Consider the following 19,556-nt stretch of genomic DNA (forward strand, 5'->3'; position numbering starts at 1 on the left):
TATATATACCTTGAACAAAGGTCGGCTTGATTTACGATATTCCAATTGTGGAAGGTTCTCCAAATGCCGCTGTCTGTATGAAAAATAGTCTTGAAACCGCCCGCCAGAGGGTGTAGTATACAAGATATCAATTTCATATGACTCGTATAATATTGGGGATATGGCCCAGAAGTTTCTACCGGATGACCACTGTAATCGTCCGACTATGAGTGATAGCGCATCGGCTTTGGATGAATGCGGGCATTTATTTGTGCGCCAATCCGTCAGGGATTACAACCCCCAAGGACAGGCTTCACTTGAGAAACAACTCAAGGGAGCCTGTCCTTTTTTTGGTTTTGGCAGGTTTTATACTATTTTAAAGTACAGAAGGAGCGATACTCGCATAATGAAAGCTTTGGAGGAACGTATTCGTCAAGAGGGACAAATTTTATCTGACACCGTATTAAAGGTAGATTCATTTTTGAATCATCAGGTAGATACAGCATTAGCATTGGAGATTGGTAAGGAGTTTGCACGCCTTTTCGGCAGTGCTCCGATCACCAAGGTGCTTACAATTGAAGCTAGTGGTATTCAATTTGCTATGGCTACTGCTATTGCCTTGGGGGTCCCGTTCATTTATGCGAAGAAAAAGAAAGCAATCACGCTGAATGAGCAGGTATACTTCGCCGAGGTTCATTCATTCACTCGGCAGGAAACCTATCAGGTGAGTATTTCCCAAAAATATCTCGATGCCAGCGACCATGTGCTAATCGTAGATGATTTTTTGGCTACTGGCGCAGCATTGGTTGGACTTACGGATATTGTGAAGGAAGCAGGAGCGGAGCTGGCCGGGGTTGGCTGTGTGATTGAGAAGAGCTTCCAGGAAGGTCGTGGACTGTTGGAGCAGAGAGGCATTGCTGTGCGCTCTCTTGCGCGTATCGCTTCCATGGCACCAGGCGAGGTTCATTTTATAGAGGAAGCTGGCGTGGTGATTCCTCCCGTTAAGGAGAATGTGGGATGTTAAGTAAACAAAAGTTATTCGCGCTGGGCTTCCAGCATGTCATGGCGATGTACGCTGGAGCAATTGCTGTACCTCTAATTGTAGGGGGAGCATTGCACCTGACGCCAGCCCAGATGGCTTATTTGGTGGCTGCCGATCTGTTCACTTGCGGGATTGCTACGTTATTACAGATTATGGGCACACGCTTTTTCGGTAGTAGACTGCCTGTCATTTTAGGCTGTACGTTTACGGCAGTAGGGCCCATCATCGCGATTGCTTCGACCTCAAATTTAGCGACAGCGTATGGTGCCATTATTTTGTCTGGTATATTTGTGGTGTTAGCAGCACCGTTGTATGGCAAGCTGCTACGCTTTTTCCCGACGGTGGTTACAGGTTCGGTCGTTACGATTATCGGTCTATCCCTTATTCCGGTGGCGATGAACAATGTAGCAGGGGGTCAGGGCAGTTCGGACTTTGGACAGCCACGTAATTTACTGTTGGCCTTAGTCACACTACTGGTTATTCTGCTTGTGAATCGGTTGGCAAAAGGCTTTTTGCGCTCGATTTCCGTGCTTATTGGGTTGTTCGCGGGCACAGTGGTTGCTTATGGAATGGGAATGGTGCATTTTGCTCCCGTGGCGGAGGCTTCATGGGTGAGTGTTGCACAGCCGTTTTATTTTGGTAAGCCTGAGTTTAGCATTATGGCAGTTTGTACGATGATTATCGTCAATATTGTCAGTATGGTTGAGTCTACAGGCGTTTATTTGGCAGTAGGCAAAGCAATTGATCAGAAGGTGGAGCAGAAGCAGATCGTCAATGGTCTGCGTTCCGAGGGACTTGCGATCATGCTTGGGGGTATTTTTAACGCGTTTCCTTATACAGCTTTCTCGCAAAATGTGGGTCTGATCTCACTCACACGCGTCAAATCGCGGAACGTTATTTTTGCTGCGGGCGGTATCATGGTTGTTCTCGGTTTGCTGCCTAAGCTGGCTGCTTTAACGACAGTGATTCCTAACGCTGTGCTGGGCGGGGCGATGATCGTCATGTTCGGCTCGGTCGCTGCATCAGGCATGTCTATTCTGTCAGAAGTGGATCTGCGGAAGGAAAGCAATCTGCTGATCGCAGCATGCAGTATTGCCGTGGGCCTAGGCTCTGCCGTTCTGCCACAAATGTTCGACCAGCTGCCGAGCTTTGCCAAAATGCTGTTGCAAAATGGTATCGTTTCAGGCTCGATTACAGCGATTGTCTTGAACATCGTTTTGACGAGAAAACAAGGGGACTCGGTCAAAAGCGTGACGGTTCAGGAGGTTCCACAGAAGGTTTGATGATTAAGAATAAATAAAGATAGCCGGAGAGAGGACATATGCCTCTTTTCCGGCTTTTTGGCATGGAGTTATCCAGGGAAGATGAGCAGAGAAGATAGGCTGTGCAAACTGGTATCTATTACGGCAGGCGTCAGGCTGGCCGGAGCCAGACGCAGCACACCCAAATTGATTGAGTTTGGAGTTGGACAGCTATAACCTAACGAAGCTGCTTACATTGGTTCGCAGCCAGCGTAAGCAGATGCGCAACAGTCGCGGATCGTCAACAAGGGGGCTGCTTTATTTCCTGGATTGGGACAAGCTAAAGCAGGGGGCCAGAATTATGACTATTGGACGTGAAAGTCGTGGACGATAGAAAATATTCTTTGGAAACGTGTTGGTTTTTTTATCCTAGCAAAAATCACGGAAGATTATTCGAACCGTATGCGTTAGCAGATAGATAAAGTGAATGCCTCCCTATGCTGATACAGTAAGATTCCATACGAAATTAAATTCCAAAACCCAGAGTTTTGTGAGTGCATATGTCCGGTCTTCCAATCCTCAAATTTCGCTGTCTTGTTAGTTTCATCACCCTCCGTGCTTGTCAATAAAAAGCCTGTAGTACCAAGTATTTAATTGTCCGTCACGACGAATTACAATCCTGTTTCATCATTTTTTTACTTGCCCGCTCTATTCGACATTCTTTCGTGTAACCCTGTCTAGGTATGATATAAAGTCCTTTGAACGCAATAGATCGTTCGGACGCCACAGCTCCAGTCCAAAGTAACTGAGTAGACTCGCGAGAGTCCCGCTACTTTCCGCTATAAAAAAAGAAGCCGTGTTGGTTGCAACGGCCTCTCTTTTTATTTCAATTTATTTGATATGATTAGTGCTTTTCTACTCTGAAAGCAATTCCCACAGGCTTGTCTACTCTCACATAACCTATGAAAGGATCACCTATGAATGGAGCTGGCCAATACATTCCTAATCTATGTTTTTCATATCGTGGAAAAGCACTAATAACCCATCTTTCTCCTTTAGGAACATTGATTGAATATTCATCATCTAGGCCAATATCAGCTTCTATACCAAAACCCAATGTGCCTTCTATAGCTTTAACACCACCTGTTATTGCTCCTTCCGCTTTCACTTTAATATTAGTTTTCACTGTAATTTTTGCAGCAGCAGGCCCAGTATATGTACTTACACGAATTGCATTGTTTGTATCAACCCAATAACCTAGATTTTCATGGGTTTTAACAATAGGAGTCACCCCAATGGATTGGGTACTAATTCTATCATTATTACCTTTTTCTTGATTTAAATTGTCGTAATTGACATAATAGTAATAAACATCATCGTTAACACTACTAGGATCGATATATTTGTAGACTTGTCCTTCCTTGGCCTTTATTTCATCTGTCGGTTCCCATTTTCCGGCTTCTGATTGTATCGTCGATGACAATGGATTCGGCGCATCATTTGCAGAAGCAATGGCTCCATATGGTAATAATATTGCTGTCAATGCTGCAATTATTGCTGTTTTAGTCATGACTTTGAATGGTTTCATAGTATTAAAATTCTCCTCTTCGAAAAATATTATTGGGGGCTAAGAAATGAGTAAATTTGAAAAAAATCTGTTTAAGTATTTGTCTTACGGTTTTTTGGTAGGAATATATTATTCCTTTATTCAAGGACCAACGACGACAACTTCTTCGCTTAACGGCTCATTGCAACTTTACACAGTGTCCGCATCTACTTTTATTTTCAGAACATTATCAACCTCATTTCTACTAAGTCTCCTCTCTGGAGTCGTGTATACAATTGTTTTTTTATCCATAAGAAGGAATAAGTAAATATTACCTGTAAATTTTATGTTTGTAAATAATTTTATTTAATGGATAAAATTTAAAATGAGATAGAAGAGAGCCGTATTGATCGCAACGGTCCTTTTATTAACTGACGGTTTAATAGCAAGTGCCTCCCCGTTTGGTTGTTCGTACAAAACTCTTTAGCTCCACAACTTTTCGAGCGTAAAAGCAAGCCGTCGCTTCGTCCTGGTTTACAGTACGACGCTGTGAACGACCTGCAAGATCCCTCGCTTCGCTCACTTACTAGCTAAAAAATAACTTGACTGCTAGGCACCTAAACGGCACGCTGACATGGCTTGTCAGGAAATGGTCAGTTAACAAATTAAGCCCCCGGCTAATCACCGGAGGCTTTTCAAACTCATTCTCTAAATCACTAAGGAATGTTTTACGGGTAAATTCTCTAATAGTTAAATTTGTCTCAAAGGCTGTCTGAGAAGAATCAACAATATAGTTCTTTTGTTTGGTAGCTGCCCCCAATGCTGTTATCCTTATAATAGAAATTCCACAAGGTTTGCTCACTAAATTTCCGATCAACTCTTTGGTTTTGTCGCTTTTCAAATTTTTTTCTTCCTCAATTTTTTGGAGAAGGAATAACCAACTGCTTTTTCAGGCCTTTGGAATAATGTATCTTTTTTAATAGCTTGTACAAATTGATCTGCAATCTCGCTGCTAAATTTTCGTTCTTTTAGATTCATTAAGTAGTCTGGTACAGTTTTCGGGACATCATGAGGGAGACGGAATGCCCGTCATTTCGTGCACGCAATGAATAGACATCACCTTCATTCTCGCCACATCGTTCAAATTTAAATTATTGTGCAGCATTTATTGACAAGCCTGTGACAACAAAATAAGATCGTAATGGAAAGAAATAAAGGAAGAAAACAGGTGTGAGCCGGACGACTCTATGTACGGGGTTTTGCTGAGACCATGTAGATGGTTGTTGAGCGTGTTCACTTAAAAGGGAAGTTCGGTTGATTCCGACACGGGCCCGCCACTGTATACAGGCATCAGCAGGATACTGCTGGAGCTTTCAGAACAGCCACTGGAACTGTGAAGAACCGGGAAGGCCTGAAAGATGCGCCTGGAGTCAGGAGACCTGCCTGTTTTGACATCACTGTCAGACCCACGGGATGCTGGGGAGGTGGTTAGGCGTGCTGCATACGGAATGTCTGAAACCGATCTGATCCCTTCTATGTTTTTGGAGTTGGCTTCGAGGTGAGTTTTGACATTTTATAATGAAAGCATTTCTGACTGCTGATCAAGTGGTCCGGAATGCTTTTTTCGCGTTTTGCGTTAGGTTTATATGATTTTACAAGATAGAGGGGGATTCATTGAATGATTAGCAATCGTAGCAGGCGTTCATGGTTGATATGTACAGGGGTGATGCTGCTGCTGGCAGTTATGGCTCTTTCGGGATGTGCCAGCAATAAGACGTCGGATAGCTCCGGCAAGGGTGAAAACGCGTCAGCACAACAAACAGCGACAGATAAAAAGCTGGTAATGGCGTATACATGGAAACCGTCAGGCGTTGACCCGCACGGAGATAATAGCTGGGATGTGATGCGATCCGGTGCAGGTGAGACACTGGTACGTTTGAATGAAAAGCTGGAGCCTGTGGCTTGGCTGGCAAAGGAGTGGAAGCAGGATAGTCCTACAGTTTGGACGTTCAGCTTGCAGGATAAAGTCACTTTTCATGATGGAAAGAGTATGGATGCAGTAGGTGTAAAAGCGTCTTTGCTGCGCTCTATCGAGAAAAGCCATCTGGCTAAGGATTTACTGAATGTGAAGTCCATTGATGTAAGCGGCCCGCTGGCTTTGAAAATCACGACAAACCAGCCGAACGCGGCGCTGGTGTCCAATCTAGCTGATCCATCGACAATTGTACTGGATGTGGCATCGATGAAAGATGAGCAGAGTTACCCAGCGATGACAGGCGCCTTTAAAATCAAAGCGTTCAACAAGGACCAATCGTTGGTCGTAGAGCGTTATGACGGATATTGGGGCGAGAAGGCACGACTGGCTGAAGCGACGATGAAGTTCATTACGGACGGGAATTCGCGTCTGATGGCGCTGCAATCCGGCGAGGTGGACGTAGCGACGGATATTCCGGTTGATAACGCAGAGGTACTGAAAAAGAACGACAAGCTACAAGTGCTGTCGGCTCCCTCCTTGCGCACCCATATGATCGTGTACAATATGGAATCGCCAGTATTCAAGGATGCGGCGAACCGTAAGGTGGTGGACAGCCTGATTCCGCGCACATCGATTGTGAGCGCCGTCATGAGGGGCTTCGGTACGGAAGCAAGTAGTCCGTTCCCGAGCATTCTTCCCTTCGGTAAAGTTGAGCGTAAAGCGCTGGATGGAACGGCAGAGCAGCTGTTGACGAAGGATGGCTGGCAGAAGGACGCTCAAGGGACATGGACTAAGCAAGGCAAGCCGTTCGAGGTTACGCTGCTGACTTTCCCTCAGCGTCCAGAGCTCTCTGTTATGGCTGAGGTCATCCAAAGCCAATTGCTGAAAGAGGGAATCCAGGTCAAGATTCGCAAGGTGGAAAATATCGACGAGGCGTTGACCAAAAACGATTGGGATTTTGCAATGTACAGCATGCTTACTGCTCATACAGGAGAGCCGCAATATTTTATGGACATGTTTTATTCTTCGAAAAGCGAAGCCAATGTAAGCCGGTATAGTTCCAAACCGCTAGAGAGTATTCTTAACAGCTTGAAGCTGGCGAAGGATACAGCGCAGCGTAATGCTGTGACACTACAAGCGCTGGATATCATCAATGCGGATTTGCCACAGTCGTTCATTGTGCATCCTGATAATGTGTTTGGTGTGAAAAAAGGGGTGGAGGGTTTTACACCCCATCCGATCGAGTATTACTATATTACAGCGCAATCTGATATTACGGAATAACGAGCTGCGTATCCTATGATTCGTTTTATACTGGAACGTGTGGCGCAGCTGCTCATCATTGTATTCGTTGTATCCACGCTGACTTTTGTACTGATGCGGCTCGCTCCTGGTGACCCTGCTACTATTTTGCTCACCGCGCATAATGTCCCTGCCTCTGAGGAGGCGTTGACGACGCTACGGCAGGAACTGGGCTTAAACGAGCCGCTTCATATTCAATATGTGAACTGGCTGCGAGATGTGTTCACGGGGCATTGGGGCACCTCGTATGTATCCAAGGAATCCGTGCTAGCCGAACTATGGAACAGACTGCCTGCTACTGTGGAGCTAGCTGCTGCGGGCTTTGCCGTCATGACGGTGCTTACGCTGGGGCTGGGACTGGCTGCCTCGCTAAAAATCAGCGGCCCACTGGATCGTCTGGGCAGGCTGTTTGCCCTGCTGGGATCGTCGATTCCCTCTTTTTGGCTTGGTTTTCTGTTGATCTATCTATTCTCCGTTCGCTTGGGCTGGCTCCCATCCATGGGAAGGGAGGACTGGACACATCTAGTGCTCCCAGCGCTGACTCTTGGCGCAGGTTTGGGAGCGGTGCAAGCCCGTGTACTGCGCGCTCAAATGCTGGAGCTGGGTGACCGGAATTTTGTGAAAGCAGCGAAGGCTCGAGGCTTTTCGCGTATGCATATCCTGTTTTTTGAGATATTTAAGCATGCGGTTCTGCCTATGATTACACTGCTAGGTACCAATCTATCATTTATGCTGGCAGGTAATGTCATCGTCGAGACCATTTTTTCATGGCCGGGGTTAGGTAAGTATTTTATAGATGCGATTACCCAGCGAGATTATCCGGTGATTCAGGGGTATGTTATTTTTGCCGTATTTTTAATTGTAGGTGTTCAGTGTTTGGTGGATTTGGTCCAGACGGCGATAGATCCGAGGCTACGTTTGCGTTAAGGGGGAAGCTGAAAATGAAAAAGATACGGCTTTCCTTTCAAGGGAGCTTGCTGGCAGGAGGCGTACTTTTTGGTCTGATCGTGCTGCTTGGGTTATTGGCTCCATGGGTCGCTCCTCATGATCCTCTTCAAGTGGATCTTTTGAACCGTCTGGCACCACCCAGTCGGAAATATCCTTTCGGTACGGATCATCTGGGTCGGGATGTGCTGTCACGGCTAATTTACGGGATTCGGACGAGCGTGCTAATCGCATGTGCAATTACTGTAGCTACGTTGTGCTTCAGTCTGCCTATAGGGTTGCTCATTGGTTATGTGCGTGGACGTGTAGATCAGCTGATCATGCGGGGAATCGATGGCGTATTGGCTTTTCCTGATATTATTTTAACGGTGGCAATTGTGGGCATTTTGGGCCCGGGTTTTGTTAACATGACCCTTGCGATTATTGCGGTACGGTGGGCGGGTTATGTCCGGTATATCCGTAGTCTGGTTCAAAAAGCCTGTCAGGAGGACTACGTTCGGTATGCCCGTTTATCCGGCAATTCACACGCGCGTATACTGAGACGTTATGTATTGCCACAAGCGTTGCCGCAGTTGTTGGTTTATGCGGTATGGGATATCGGACGCGTGGTGCTGATGATCGCTGGGCTGTCCTTTCTTGGACTGGGTGTACAGCCGCCCAAGCCAGAGTGGGGCGTGATGCTGCATGATGCAACCTCATATTTTCAGGTGGCTCCGCATGTCATGATTTTCCCAGGCTTGGCGATTATGCTATTCGTACTTGCCTGCCAGCTTTTGGGCGACCGCTTTTCGGAAAAGGGGGCGACCAAATAGTGGGAGATCAAATAGCCCTTGGGGGCAAGGATACGATAGAACAAGTGGCAGGGCGAAAACCGTTGTTACACGTGGAACATTTGGAAATCTGCCGCACAGGCGTAGGAGCAAGCGGAAGTGGGAGCAAACCACTGCTGCGGGATGTGAGCTTTTCCATATATTCAGGGGAGATTGTGGCCCTGACCGGACCGAGCGGGTGCGGCAAGAGTCTGACCGCACACGCAATCGCAGGCATGCTGGAGCCAGGTATCGGTGTTACGGAAGGGCGTATCTACTATAACGGGGAAGACACTCTCCCGTTCCAGGAACGGCGCTGGCAAAGGCTGCGCCGAGAGGATATTGCCCTGCTCATTCAACAATCGCTGAGCGGGTTGAATCCGATCCGGACTGTCCGCGCCCAGCTGATGGATACGCTTAGACTGCACGGGCGGCGTCGGATGCCGCACGACCAGATGGAGCCGGGGCACGCTGGTGCTGCCCCATCCCACACTGCACCGCAGCAAGTCCACCCGCTGGGCGTGCTGCCACGGATGCGGCAGATGCTGATCCGTGCCATGGAGATAGCCAGAGGAGGCGCTACTCCAGTGCGGGAGGCCTATTTGCGCTCTCTGCTCCGCAAGGTTGGGTTTACAGATCCTGAGCATATTTTGTCGTCATATCCTTTTGAACTAAGCGGAGGCATGTGTCAAAGGGTGCTGCTGGCTGCAATGTTAAGCTCAGGTCCAAGCCTTTTTATTGCCGATGAGCCTACTACGGCGTTGGATGTTATCAACCGCGACAAGGTTTTGGCATTGCTGCAACAATTGAGAGAAGACTTTGATCTCACCATATTGTTGATTTCACATGATCGCCAAGGTATGAGCCGCATAGCAGATCGAGTGTTGGAGATGAGCCCGGAAGGAAGGATGCACCAGTGATGCTGGAATTGAAGAATGTGACCAAAGCATACCCTGTCCGCAAACGGAGAAAAGGCTGGTTCAGCACGCAAGATAGCGAGCAGGCCGTGAAAAAGGTGAGTCTGGAGTTACGGCAGGGGGAGTGTCTTGGATTGGTTGGAGAAAGTGGAAGTGGCAAAAGCACGCTGGCACAATGTATTCTAGGGCTGGAGTCGTTGACCTCAGGGGAGATTTGGCTGGATCATCAGCCTATACATTTCGAAAAGACGAAGGACGTTCAGCTGTACAAGCGAATCCAGTTGGTTGCACAGGATTCGTCCTCCTCATTGCATCCTCGTATGACCATTCGAGATATTTTAATGGAGCCGATCCACAACTATTTTCCTGAGCTAAAAGCACAGGCGCTGGATATTTGTCTGTCTCTATTGGAATCAGTAGGAATGGAGGCTGACAGTCTGGAAAAATACCCAGCACAGCTGAGTGGCGGGCAAAAACAGCGGGTATGTATTGCCCGAGCGTTGGCGGTGGAGCCGGATATTATCTTGTTCGATGAATCGATCGCCAATCTGGATACGACAACGCAGTCTTCTGTACTGGACATGCTCAAAAGAATGCAGATGGAACGTCAGTTGTCCTACCTATTCATCACTCACGATCTCCAATCTACTCGCCAGTTTTGTGATCGAGTTGCCGTCATGGTTCAGGGGGAGATCGTGGAAATCTTTAAGGAATGGGATGAAGACTTGTTACAGCATGAGTACACGCGTACTCTGTTTCAAGCGTTGGAGAATTAAGCCATAAATTTAATATTATACAAATTTAAAATAAATAAGAGGATTGCTTGTCGAATATTGTTGACAAAATAGAACGTGGTACCTATTCTAAATATGATTATGATAATCATTATCACATATATAGAAAAGGGGAAATACATTGATGTCCGTTCGACACCGCAAGACTGCCACCCTTATGTTGGTGGCGCTCCTCTTATTATCCGTTGTTTTGGGCTGCGCGAAGCAGGAAAAAACCCCTGCATCCACCTCTACTGACGGAGCTGCCAATGAAAAGTCGATCACGCTATCGTGGCCGCGTGACATTGGTACGATGAATCCTCACGTATACAATCCTTCCCAACTTTTTGCACAATCCATGGTCTATGAGCCGTTAGTCAGCTACAAGCAAGGAGGCAAGCTGGAGCCTGCTTTGGCTGAATCCTGGACTATTTCCAAGGACGGCAAAATATATACGTTTAAGCTGCGCAAAGGTGTGAAATTTTCGGATGGAACGCTATTTAATGCGACCATTGTCAAAAAGAACTTTGACGCTATTATGAAAAATGAGAAAACGCACAGCTGGCTTGGTATAGTAGGCGTTCTCGACAAAACTGAAGCTGTAGATGACAGCACCTTCCGAATGACGCTCAAAGAGCCATACTACCCAGTGCTTCAGGATTTGTCTGTCGTTCGCCCGTTCCGTTTTCTGGGTGAAGCGGGGTTCCCGGATGATGGAGATACGTCCAAAGGAATCAAGAAACCTGTAGGTACAGGACCTTGGATGCTGGATGAATACAAGCAAGATGAATATGCAACCTTTAAGCGTAATCCGAACTATTGGGGTACTGCACCGAAGGTGGATAAAATTACGGTAAAAATCATTCCCGATGGCGAAACCCGTGTAATGGCCTTTGAAAAAGGCGACCTGGATCTGATTTATGGAGAGGGTGTCATTAGTCTGGATGCTTTCAAACAGCTTCGCGACACGAATCAGTATGTTACCACGCTGTCCGAGCCTGTAGGTACAAGAAGCCTGTTACTCAACTCATCCAATCCCAAGCTGGCAGACCTTCGGGTACGTCTGGCACTCCAGCATGGCTTTAACAAGCAGGCAATGGTGGAAGGTGTAACCTCGGGGCTGGAGGAAACAGCGGATACGGTTTTATCCAAAAACTATCCGTATACGAATGTAAACTTACAGCCTGTTGGCTATGATGTGGAAAAATCCAAATCGTTGCTGGATGAGGCTGGCTGGAAGCTGCCCGCAGGCGGTACAGTACGGGAAAAAGACGGACAACAGCTGGATTTTGAGCTGATTTTTGATAAGACTGATCCGATCCAAAAGGCGATGGCTGAAACCATTCAGGCTGAATGGGGAGAATTGGGTGTCAAAGTGAACCTGACCGGACTGGAGCTGACGGTTCAAATCAAGCGCCTTAGATCCAACCAGTTTGATCTGTACTTCTGGTACAACTATGGTGCACCTTATGATCCGCATTCCTTTATTAATGTCATTGCCAAGAAGAGCTTCGGAATTTCCGAGGTGCTGAGTGCCCTCCCGATGAAGAAAGATCTGGATCAGCAAGTACACGAAGCGCTCTCATCGACAGATGAAACCAAGCGTCAAGAGCTGTATGCTTCGATTCTGAAGACGCTTCAGGAGCAATCTGCCATTGTGCCTATTTCTTATATTAAGAAAACGGCAGTGTACCAGAAAAAGATTACAAACTTTGTATTCCCGGCTAATCGGGATGAAAATCCGTTTGAGGGAATTGAAATCGGAAAGTAGCTGAAGCCGATAGGTAACGGTAGTTTACAGGATAGGAGGACAACTCATGATCAGCTATATCGGGAAGCGAATGGTAGCGGTCATTCCTATTGTTCTCTTTGCCACCCTCGTTACCTTTGCACTGATTCATATTTCACCAGTTGATCCGGCCGAGGCTTATTTGACGGCTGCTCATATTTATCCTACTCCAGAGATTCTGGAGCAGAAAAGGCATGAGTTCGGGCTGGATCAGCCTTTGCTGACGCAGTATATGCATACACTTCAAAGAATCAGTCAATTGGACTTTGGTACTTCGTATCTGACCAACAAGCCGGTGTGGGATGAGGTCAAGGTTCGGCTGCCCGCCACTTTTGAATTGGCTGTGAGCAGTATGGTGCTATCTATTGTGGTGAGTATTCCACTGGGCGTGCTGGCGGCGATGCGTAAAAATGGATGGATCGACATGCTTAGTCGAGGAATTTCATATTTTGGCGCATCTATACCCCAGTTTTGGCTGGGATATTTGTTAATCTTCTTTTTCTCTGTCCGATTGGATTGGCTCCCTGTAGAGGGGCGAGGAACGTGGCAACATCTGGTGTTGCCCACTTTGACCCTGTCGCTGGTTCTGATTGCTTTATATACGCGCCTGCTGCGTTCCAGTGTGTTGGAGCAGCTTCAGGAAACGTATGTGCAGTATGCCAGAACTAGAGGGATTCGTGAGCGGGTGATCATGCTCAAGCATGTACTGAAAATTGCCATTGCTCCACTGATTACAAGTATGGGTATGAATCTGGGCAAGCTTCTGACCGGAACAATTATTGTGGAGCAGGTGTTTTCATGGCCCGGGTTTGGCCGTTATTTTGTGGAAGCGATTTTTAACCGGGATATTCCCGTCATACAATGCTATGTGTTTTTGGCGGCATGCCTGTTCATCGTATGCAATTTGCTCGTTGATCTGGTGCATTTGTATATGGACCCCCGAATTTCATCGAAGGGACGAGCAGAGCTGTGATGATAAGGTTGCGTACAATGTTCAAAGGTCAAAAGGTAATCGTGGTCTGCTCTGTCGTACTGGCTGCTCTTTTTATCATTATGGCGCTAGCTCCTTGGCTGGCTCCCCATGATCCGGTTAAAGTCAATTTACTGCACAAGCTGGAGGGACCTTCGAAAGAATACTGGCTGGGGACCGATCATTTGGGTCGGTGCAATTTATCCCGGTTGCTGTATGGAGCGCGGATTTCCCTCGGCTTTGCGACATTAATTTTCCTGTCCTCGCTTAGCATCGGCGTTGTGGTCGGGTCGCTTGCAGGTTATGTAGGTGGCTGGGTCGATAGTGTGTTGATGCGGTTTTGCGAAGGTATTATGGCGTTTCCGAATTTGGTGCTTGTGCTGGGCATTGTCGGTATTTTTGGACCGGGCCTCATGCAGGTGCTGCTTGCCTTGATGATGGTGCAGTGGGTGTATTATGCCAGAATGTGCCGCAATATGGTCGTCAGTCTGAAAGAACGGAATTTTATAGCTGCTGCAAGGATTAGCGGGTCCTCCTCAGGGGCCATTATCCGGCGGCATATTATTCCGAATGTGCTGCGGCCGATTGTGGTCATTGGTACACTGGAAATGGGTTGGGCGATCATGGATATTTCCGCGTTGTCGTTCCTTGGTCTAGGCATTCAGCCGCCGACCCCCGAATGGGGAGCGATGATTCATGAGGGAACGGGATACATTCGCAGTCATCCGGAATTAATGATCTATCCGGGGGTTATGATTCTGGTGGTGGTGATGGCCTTCAATATATTGGGGGAGGCGCTGTCCGACCGATACGGAATTGCCAAACGTCAGTAAAACGGGAGTGAGTTACAACGATGGACGACAGGGCGAAGGTGCTGGAGGTCAGCGGCTTACAGGTGAAGCTCAAAACCGGTGCCGGGGCGGTATCTCTGCTGGAGCCAACTCATTTTGAGCTGAAAAAGGGACAGGTACTGGGTCTTGTCGGCGAGAGTGGAAGCGGCAAAACAGTGACTTGTAAAGCGTTGCTCCAACTGCTGGATCGCCAGACGATGGACGTGGAAGGTAGTGTCCGTCTGAACGGGCGTGAGCTGAACGGAATGGTGGCCGAGGAGATGCGCCGTATTCGGGGCAAGGAAATCGCGTTTATTATGCAAAATCCGATGAGCGCTTTTACGCCAGTGTATACGATCGGAGCTCAGTTTATGGAAACGGTCCGCACGCACACCGGATTAACCAAACGACAGGCCCATGAACTTGCCATAACGGCTCTGGAAAATATGAATCTGCCCGATCCAGCCAAGCTGATGAAGCGGTATTCGTTTCAGTTGAGCGGCGGGATGTTGCAACGGGTCATGATCGCCATTTCCATGTGCCTACGGCCAGCAGTAGTTATTGCGGATGAACCAACGACGGCGCTCGATGTGGTCAATCAGCTACAGGTGCTAAGAGAGCTGGATCGCTTGCGTACGGAATACAATACGTCCATTTTGCTGATCTCGCATGATCTGGGCGTCATTTCCCAATTGGCGGATGAAGTGGCTGTCATGCAGCAGGGTCGTATTGTTGAGCAGGCTGAGGTCCATCAGTTATTCGATCACCCGCAGGATGAATATACGAAAATGCTGCTGCATGTCAGACCCAAGTTGTCTATTCGGGGCATAAATCAGGTAGGTGGTTAGTCGCCTGTTCGACGGTTACACTTTCAAAAGGGGAGCGAATGCGCATGCTACAAGTGAAGAAAGTAACTCATAGCTATGGAAGGCGCAAATGGCTGGGCCGCTCTGAACCACGTCCTCCTGTGTTGGCTAACGTTTCGCTTACTATAGAAAGTGGGTTTTGCCTAGGCTTACTTGGTACCAGCGGAGCCGGTAAAAGCACGCTGGGCAAGGTTATTCTGGGGCTGGAGAAGCCGCAGGAGGGTCAGGTGCTGTTCCAGGGACAGGACATTTATAATGCGAGCCCCCAAGTCCGCAGGGGACTGCGACGGGATATGCAGGTCGTATTTCAGGACTGCTACTCTGCTGTAAATCCCCGAATGACCGCCGGGCAGATTATTGGTGAGCCATTGGACAATTACGAACGGTTATCGGTGCAGGAACAAAAAAGAACGGTCGAAAGCCTGCTGGAACGGGTCGGCCTCAAGCCGGAAGATCGGATTAAATATCCGCATCAATTCAGCGGCGGACAATTGCAGCGGATCAATATTGCACGAGCGATTGCGCTTAAACCAAAGCTGATCGTGCTGGATGAGTCCGTCAGCAGCCTCGATATGGTTCACCAGATGCATATTTTATCCCTGCTGGGAGAACTGAAATCTTCGTTTGGATTGTCATATCTGTTCATCACGCATGATATTCGGGCGGCATATGCCGTCTGTGATGGCATTGCTGTGATGGAGCAGGGAAGATTGATTGAGCGCTGTGATGAGAAGGATCAGATTTTTGAATCTGCTCATCCGGCTGTACGACGGTTGATCTCGTCCATTTTGCCGGAACATCCAGCAGAGCGTTTTCCGCTTCATGGATAACAGTGGACCCGCAAGGGTCCTTTTTTTGTGCAACATATGGATAAATAATCGAAATGAAATTTACTTGTTGTATTATTTGAATAACCCGTTATAATATAAAATCATAGTAAATTACTTGGATATTAAAAAGGGGATGTCATATATGAAGAAATCTGCTTTGGTAGCAGCGATTGGCCTATCTCTTGTGTTATTAACGGGTGCCTTGAGTGGATGTTCCTCGAAGGATGCGGCATCGGGGGATAAGGTAATCTATGTCGGCACACAAAATGACTACCCTCCGTTTGCTTTTACGAATGAAAAAAACGAGCTGACCGGATACGATGTGGAGGTAGTCAAGGAGATCGACAAGAAGCTGGACGGCTACAAGTTTGAGTTTGTACCTTCTGGCTGGGACGGAATTTTCATGGCGCTGGAATCGAACAAGATTCAGGTCGTAGCAGATGAAATCGCCAAAAATCCTGAGCGCGAGCAAAAATATTTGTTCTCGGATGAATCCTACTTTCAAGCACAATCCGTCATTGTTGTGAAAAAAGGCAGAACGGATATACACTCTCTCAAGGATTTAGAAGGCAAGAAGGTAGCCGCATCAGTAGGCGACTCCTACACACAATTGCTGGAACAATATAATGCGAAGAATGGGAATAAAATTATTTTGAAATACAATGATACAGGCACTTCGTCCGATAACCTTCAAGACGTACAAAATGGCCGGGTGGACGCTTATGTGAATGATCCAGTCATGACGGCTGCTACGATCAAGAAGGAAGGTTTGCAGGTCGAAGCGATAGGTGATCCTGTGCAAACGGATGATATCAATCTGGTGTTCAAAAAGGATAAGCAGGGCGAAGAGCTGAAAGCTAAAATCGACCCGATTATTAAAGAGTTGAAAACGGACGGAACACTGAAAAAATTGTCTGAACAATGGACAGGTGGGGAATATATCCCGCAGTAACAACAATGTAAAGGGTAAAGTGAGGTTCCTATGGAAAAGCTGTTTGACCTTGATTATATGCTGAAAAGCCTTCCCCGGATCGTTGAGTATCTACCCGTTACGCTATGGATTGCATTTTTGTCCATGCTGCTGGGTACGATTATCGGGTTGGCAACGGCGTTAATTCGGATATACAAGGTGCCTGTCTTGGCGCAACTGTCTACGCTGTATGTCTCCTACATCCGGGGAACACCGCTCATTGTGCAGCTGTTTCTCGTATATTATGGAATACCCAAGTTTTTATATTATTTTCAGAGCGAATACGGTTTCTTACAGCAATTAAATATCTACGTGATTCCACCCGAGGTTTTCGCATTGTTGTCATTTTCACTAAATCTCGGGGGTTATCTGTCGGAGACGTTCCGGGCGGCGATTCATTCAGTCGACCGGGGACAATTTGAGGCAGCTAATTCCATCGGCATGAGCCAAACACAAATTATGCTCAAAATTGTATTGCCGCAGGCGTTGACGGTGGCTTTGCCCAATCTGGGAAACACGCTGATCAGTACGGTGAAGGATACGTCTTTTATTTTTATGATCGGTGTCGTCGATATGATGGGACAGGCTAAAATTATGGGCGCGCGGGCGTTGGCTTTTTTTGAGGTATATGTTGCGGTGTCCCTGATTTACTGGTTGGTGTGCATTATTATTGAGCGCGGGCTTGTCGTGCTGGAGAAGCGTATTCGAATTTACGAAAGAAGTGAGTAAGAGCATGATCAAGCTTCATCAAATTCATAAGCATTTTGGACAGCATCACGTGTTGAAGGGCATAGACCTGACGGTAGGCAAGGGAGAAGTCGTGGTGATCCTGGGCCCAAGCGGATCGGGGAAGTCCACGTTGCTGCGCAGCATTAATTTTTTGGAGCAGCCGACCAGCGGAGTCATTGAAATTGACGATGTAAAGGTCGATGCCGCTAAGGCGGGAAAAAAGGACATTCTCGGACTACGGATGGCAACGGCAATGGTATTTCAGCAATATCAGTTGTTTAAAAATTTGAATGCACTCCATAATGTGATGATTGGTCTGACCAGTGTGAAAAAGCTGGATCGTAAGCAGGCGAGGGAGATCAGTGAAGGCATTTTGGAAAAGGTCGGGTTAAAGGATCGTATGACCTATTATCCTGCCCAGCTTTCGGGTGGACAGCAGCAGCGAGTTGCGATTGCCCGTGCTTTGGCACTAAATCCGCAGGTGTTGTTGTTCGATGAACCGACATCCTCACTTGATCCTGAACTGGTGGATGAAGTGCTGTCCGTGATTCAAAAGGTGGCGAGTGAAGGCAATACGATGATTATTGTCACGCATGAGCTTGGTTTTGCGAGAGATGTAGCGGATCGGGTTGTGCTGATGGAGCATGGTGTGATCGTGGAGCAGGGACCCGTGGAGCAGTTTTTCACCAATCCGAAGGAAGAACGGACACGGCAGTTTCTGGGCAAAGCGTTGGTACAGAGAGCGCCACAGGATCAGCCTGTATCCCCATAAAAAGTACGTGGATGGGTTATAGGTATGTACAACGCTTTAGACTTATTGCACCTATAGTAAAAAGCACGTTAGACAAGTCGCAGGAGGAAGGAAGGCCCGCGCTTGTTTGTCGTGCTTTTTTGGCGCCTCTTATCCCAAATTCTTTTCCATTGCAAAGTAGCTTATCACACTTATTCATGATAAATTCTAAGAACAATACAGTGAAGATGTAATCGGGAAGGAACATTGGCATATGAAAAAGGTTTTGTTCATTAATACCGGAGGGACCATTTCTTCCTCTTATCAGGAAAACGGCCTGACACCGACCCAATCGGCTGAAAATATTTTGGCGGAAATTCCGGAGCTGAAGGAGATTTGCGAGATTGATGCCCATAATCTGATGAGCATTGATAGCACAAATACACAACCAGAGGATTGGGCTTCCATCGCCCGGATGGTACATCGTTCGCTCGATCAGTACGACGGCATTGTCATTGCACACGGTACGGATACGATGGCTTATACGGCTTCAGCCTTGAGTTTCATGCTGGGAACCGTAGACAAACCCGTCGTTGTGACAGGTTCACAAGTTTCCATTTTGGCGGAGCACAGCGATTCCAAAAAAAATGTAATTGACTCATTCCTGACCGCATGTGGCGAGGTGGCCGGGGTTTTTGTCGTGTTTAACGGCAAAATTATCAATGGTAGCCGTAGCTCGAAAATCAGAACACGCAGCTATAACGCCTTTGAGAGTATTAACTATCCGTACATTGGCCTCGTGGAGAACGGTAAGGTGGTCTATACGGAGGGCGTATTTGCAAATCGCAGTACCGTTCGTTATCCATACAACGACGGGTATGCTTCGGAGGTATTTCTGCTCAGGCTGATTCCGGGTACGAATCCGGCGATTTTCGATGCCATTCAGGGCTTGGGCTATAAAGGTATTGTCATTGAGGGCTTTGGTATGGGCGGCGTCCCTTTTAAAGAAAGAAGCCTGATCAGTAAAATCGAGGAACTGATGAAGGACGGTATGAGTATTGTCGTGACTACTCAATGTCCTTATGAGGGCGGGGATTTGACGATTTACGAAGTGGGGCAAAAGGTACTGGAGAAGGGGGTTATTCCGGGGTATGACATGACAACGGAAGCGCTGGTGACGAAAATGATGTGGGCGTTGGGGCAGACGACCGATCCGGCCGGGGTAGCCAAGATTATGGCAACGAACTACGCAGACGAAGTTTCCCTGCCTGCGGATACAGCTTCCTTATAGGAAGCTGATTTCCGTAGAGCCG

19 protein-coding genes and 2 riboswitches are annotated in these 19,556 nt (G+C 47.4%); of the genes, 17 read left to right on the top strand and 2 right to left on the bottom strand.

Translation table 11 applies throughout. The features are described 5' to 3' along the window. The first annotated feature begins 122 nt into the window (after positions 1–122). Positions 123–226, top strand: a riboswitch (purine riboswitch). Positions 227–385: 159 nt separating this feature from the next. The 3 genes from BM358_RS13290 to BM358_RS26480 all read left to right on the top strand — a co-directional run bounded on the left by BM358_RS13290 (position 386) and on the right by BM358_RS26480 (position 2,656). After that, complete coding sequence (locus tag BM358_RS13290) at positions 386–1,003, top strand: xanthine phosphoribosyltransferase (protein ID WP_023990989.1); 618 nt, start codon at positions 386–388, stop codon at positions 1,001–1,003. Next, positions 997–2,304 (top strand): nucleobase:cation symporter-2 family protein, encoded by a 1,308-nt coding sequence (locus BM358_RS13295; protein WP_028540883.1) that lies wholly within the window; start codon positions 997–999, stop codon positions 2,302–2,304. Before BM358_RS13290 ends, BM358_RS13295 begins: the two co-directional genes overlap by 7 nt. A 181-nt stretch (positions 2,305–2,485) precedes the next feature. After that, on the top strand, positions 2,486–2,656 hold the full coding sequence (locus tag BM358_RS26480; RefSeq protein ID WP_155990445.1) for a hypothetical protein: 171 nt from the start codon (positions 2,486–2,488) through the stop codon (positions 2,654–2,656). A gap of 510 nt (positions 2,657–3,166) precedes the next feature. On the opposite strand, the gene BM358_RS13300 is transcribed toward BM358_RS26480, so the two are convergent. Beyond that, positions 3,167–3,850 (bottom strand): hypothetical protein, encoded by a 684-nt coding sequence (locus BM358_RS13300; RefSeq protein ID WP_028540882.1) that lies wholly within the window; start codon positions 3,848–3,850, stop codon positions 3,167–3,169. A gap of 544 nt (positions 3,851–4,394) precedes the next feature. Then, positions 4,395–4,709, bottom strand: a complete 315-nt coding sequence (locus tag BM358_RS13305) for a hypothetical protein (protein ID WP_028540881.1) — start codon at positions 4,707–4,709, stop codon at positions 4,395–4,397. A gap of 356 nt (positions 4,710–5,065) precedes the next feature. Next, positions 5,066–5,270, top strand: a riboswitch (cobalamin riboswitch). Between the two features lie 216 nt (positions 5,271–5,486). On the opposite strand from BM358_RS13305, the gene BM358_RS13310 reads away from it, so the two are divergent. From BM358_RS13310 to BM358_RS13375, 14 genes are all read left to right on the top strand, one after another. Beyond that, on the top strand, positions 5,487–7,067 hold the full coding sequence (locus BM358_RS13310; protein ID WP_028540880.1) for an ABC transporter substrate-binding protein: 1,581 nt from the start codon (positions 5,487–5,489) through the stop codon (positions 7,065–7,067). Positions 7,068–7,082: 15 nt separating this feature from the next. Next, on the top strand, positions 7,083–8,012 hold the full coding sequence (gene nikB, locus BM358_RS13315; protein ID WP_023990985.1) for a nickel ABC transporter permease: 930 nt from the start codon (positions 7,083–7,085) through the stop codon (positions 8,010–8,012). A 14-nt stretch (positions 8,013–8,026) separates the two neighbouring features. After that, the gene (nikC, locus tag BM358_RS13320; RefSeq protein WP_028540879.1) at positions 8,027–8,842 is read left to right on the top strand and encodes a nickel transporter permease; all 816 of its coding nucleotides are present in this window, start codon (positions 8,027–8,029) and stop codon (positions 8,840–8,842) included. Continuing rightward, positions 8,842–9,759, top strand: coding sequence for an ATP-binding cassette domain-containing protein (locus tag BM358_RS13325; protein WP_028540878.1), 918 nt, complete (start codon positions 8,842–8,844; stop codon positions 9,757–9,759). The genes nikC (BM358_RS13320) and BM358_RS13325 overlap by 1 nt, the downstream gene beginning before the upstream one ends. Beyond that, the gene (locus BM358_RS13330) at positions 9,756–10,532 is read left to right on the top strand and encodes an ABC transporter ATP-binding protein (protein ID WP_028540877.1); all 777 of its coding nucleotides are present in this window, start codon (positions 9,756–9,758) and stop codon (positions 10,530–10,532) included. The genes BM358_RS13325 and BM358_RS13330 overlap by 4 nt, the downstream gene beginning before the upstream one ends. 142 nt (positions 10,533–10,674) lie before the next feature. Further along, positions 10,675–12,300, top strand: coding sequence for a nickel ABC transporter substrate-binding protein (nikA, locus tag BM358_RS13335; protein WP_028540876.1), 1,626 nt, complete (start codon positions 10,675–10,677; stop codon positions 12,298–12,300). Between the two features lie 46 nt (positions 12,301–12,346). Then, on the top strand, positions 12,347–13,291 hold the full coding sequence (gene nikB, locus BM358_RS13340; RefSeq protein ID WP_023990980.1) for a nickel ABC transporter permease subunit NikB: 945 nt from the start codon (positions 12,347–12,349) through the stop codon (positions 13,289–13,291). Further along, complete coding sequence (nikC, locus tag BM358_RS13345; protein ID WP_080682961.1) at positions 13,291–14,121, top strand: nickel ABC transporter permease subunit NikC; 831 nt, start codon at positions 13,291–13,293, stop codon at positions 14,119–14,121. The genes nikB (BM358_RS13340) and nikC (BM358_RS13345) overlap by 1 nt, the downstream gene beginning before the upstream one ends. A gap of 20 nt (positions 14,122–14,141) precedes the next feature. Next, positions 14,142–14,966, top strand: a complete 825-nt coding sequence (locus BM358_RS13350; RefSeq protein ID WP_023990978.1) for an ABC transporter ATP-binding protein — start codon at positions 14,142–14,144, stop codon at positions 14,964–14,966. Between the two features lie 38 nt (positions 14,967–15,004). Further along, positions 15,005–15,814: a nickel import ATP-binding protein NikE gene (gene nikE / locus BM358_RS13355; protein ID WP_028540875.1), complete on the top strand. Its 810-nt coding sequence runs from the start codon at positions 15,005–15,007 to the stop codon at positions 15,812–15,814. Between the two features lie 142 nt (positions 15,815–15,956). Continuing rightward, positions 15,957–16,766 (top strand): transporter substrate-binding domain-containing protein, encoded by an 810-nt coding sequence (locus BM358_RS13360; RefSeq protein ID WP_023990976.1) that lies wholly within the window; start codon positions 15,957–15,959, stop codon positions 16,764–16,766. Positions 16,767–16,796: 30 nt separating this feature from the next. Then, entirely contained in the window at positions 16,797–17,513 is a 717-nt protein-coding gene (locus BM358_RS13365) for an amino acid ABC transporter permease (RefSeq protein ID WP_023990975.1), read from the top strand. Positions 17,514–17,517: 4 nt separating this feature from the next. Beyond that, positions 17,518–18,285, top strand: coding sequence for an amino acid ABC transporter ATP-binding protein (locus BM358_RS13370; protein ID WP_028540874.1), 768 nt, complete (start codon positions 17,518–17,520; stop codon positions 18,283–18,285). Positions 18,286–18,517: 232 nt separating this feature from the next. Further along, positions 18,518–19,534 carry an asparaginase gene (locus tag BM358_RS13375; protein WP_028540873.1) on the top strand — a complete coding sequence of 339 codons (1,017 nt, stop codon included), beginning with the start codon at positions 18,518–18,520 and terminating at the stop codon, positions 19,532–19,534. The last annotated feature ends 22 nt before the right edge of the window (positions 19,535–19,556 follow it).

Source organism: Paenibacillus sp. cl130, from assembly GCF_900116035.1.
GTDB classification, from domain to species: domain Bacteria; phylum Bacillota; class Bacilli; order Paenibacillales; family Paenibacillaceae; genus Paenibacillus; species Paenibacillus polymyxa_B.

What these genes read in the sequence shown, in the direction of transcription:
- BM358_RS13370 (WP_028540874.1), top strand. Translation starts at nt 17,518, where the DNA reads ATGATCAAGCTTCATCAAATTCATAAGCATTTTGGACAGCATCACGTG.
- nikB (WP_023990980.1), top strand. Translation starts at nt 12,347, where the DNA reads ATGATCAGCTATATCGGGAAGCGAATGGTAGCGGTCATTCCTATTGTT.
- BM358_RS13310 (WP_028540880.1), top strand. Translation starts at nt 5,487, where the DNA reads ATGATTAGCAATCGTAGCAGGCGTTCATGGTTGATATGTACAGGGGTG.
- BM358_RS13290 (WP_023990989.1), top strand. Translation starts at nt 386, where the DNA reads ATGAAAGCTTTGGAGGAACGTATTCGTCAAGAGGGACAAATTTTATCT.
- nikC (WP_080682961.1), top strand. Translation starts at nt 13,291, where the DNA reads ATGATAAGGTTGCGTACAATGTTCAAAGGTCAAAAGGTAATCGTGGTC.
- BM358_RS13365 (WP_023990975.1), top strand. Translation starts at nt 16,797, where the DNA reads ATGGAAAAGCTGTTTGACCTTGATTATATGCTGAAAAGCCTTCCCCGG.
- nikE (WP_028540875.1), top strand. Translation starts at nt 15,005, where the DNA reads ATGCGCATGCTACAAGTGAAGAAAGTAACTCATAGCTATGGAAGGCGC.
- BM358_RS13360 (WP_023990976.1), top strand. Translation starts at nt 15,957, where the DNA reads ATGAAGAAATCTGCTTTGGTAGCAGCGATTGGCCTATCTCTTGTGTTA.
- nikC (WP_028540879.1), top strand. Translation starts at nt 8,027, where the DNA reads ATGAAAAAGATACGGCTTTCCTTTCAAGGGAGCTTGCTGGCAGGAGGC.
- BM358_RS13375 (WP_028540873.1), top strand. Translation starts at nt 18,518, where the DNA reads ATGAAAAAGGTTTTGTTCATTAATACCGGAGGGACCATTTCTTCCTCT.
- BM358_RS13295 (WP_028540883.1), top strand. Translation starts at nt 997, where the DNA reads ATGTTAAGTAAACAAAAGTTATTCGCGCTGGGCTTCCAGCATGTCATG.
- BM358_RS13350 (WP_023990978.1), top strand. Translation starts at nt 14,142, where the DNA reads ATGGACGACAGGGCGAAGGTGCTGGAGGTCAGCGGCTTACAGGTGAAG.
- BM358_RS13300 (WP_028540882.1), bottom strand. Translation starts at nt 3,850, where the DNA reads ATGAAACCATTCAAAGTCATGACTAAAACAGCAATAATTGCAGCATTG.
- nikA (WP_028540876.1), top strand. Translation starts at nt 10,675, where the DNA reads ATGTCCGTTCGACACCGCAAGACTGCCACCCTTATGTTGGTGGCGCTC.
- nikB (WP_023990985.1), top strand. Translation starts at nt 7,083, where the DNA reads ATGATTCGTTTTATACTGGAACGTGTGGCGCAGCTGCTCATCATTGTA.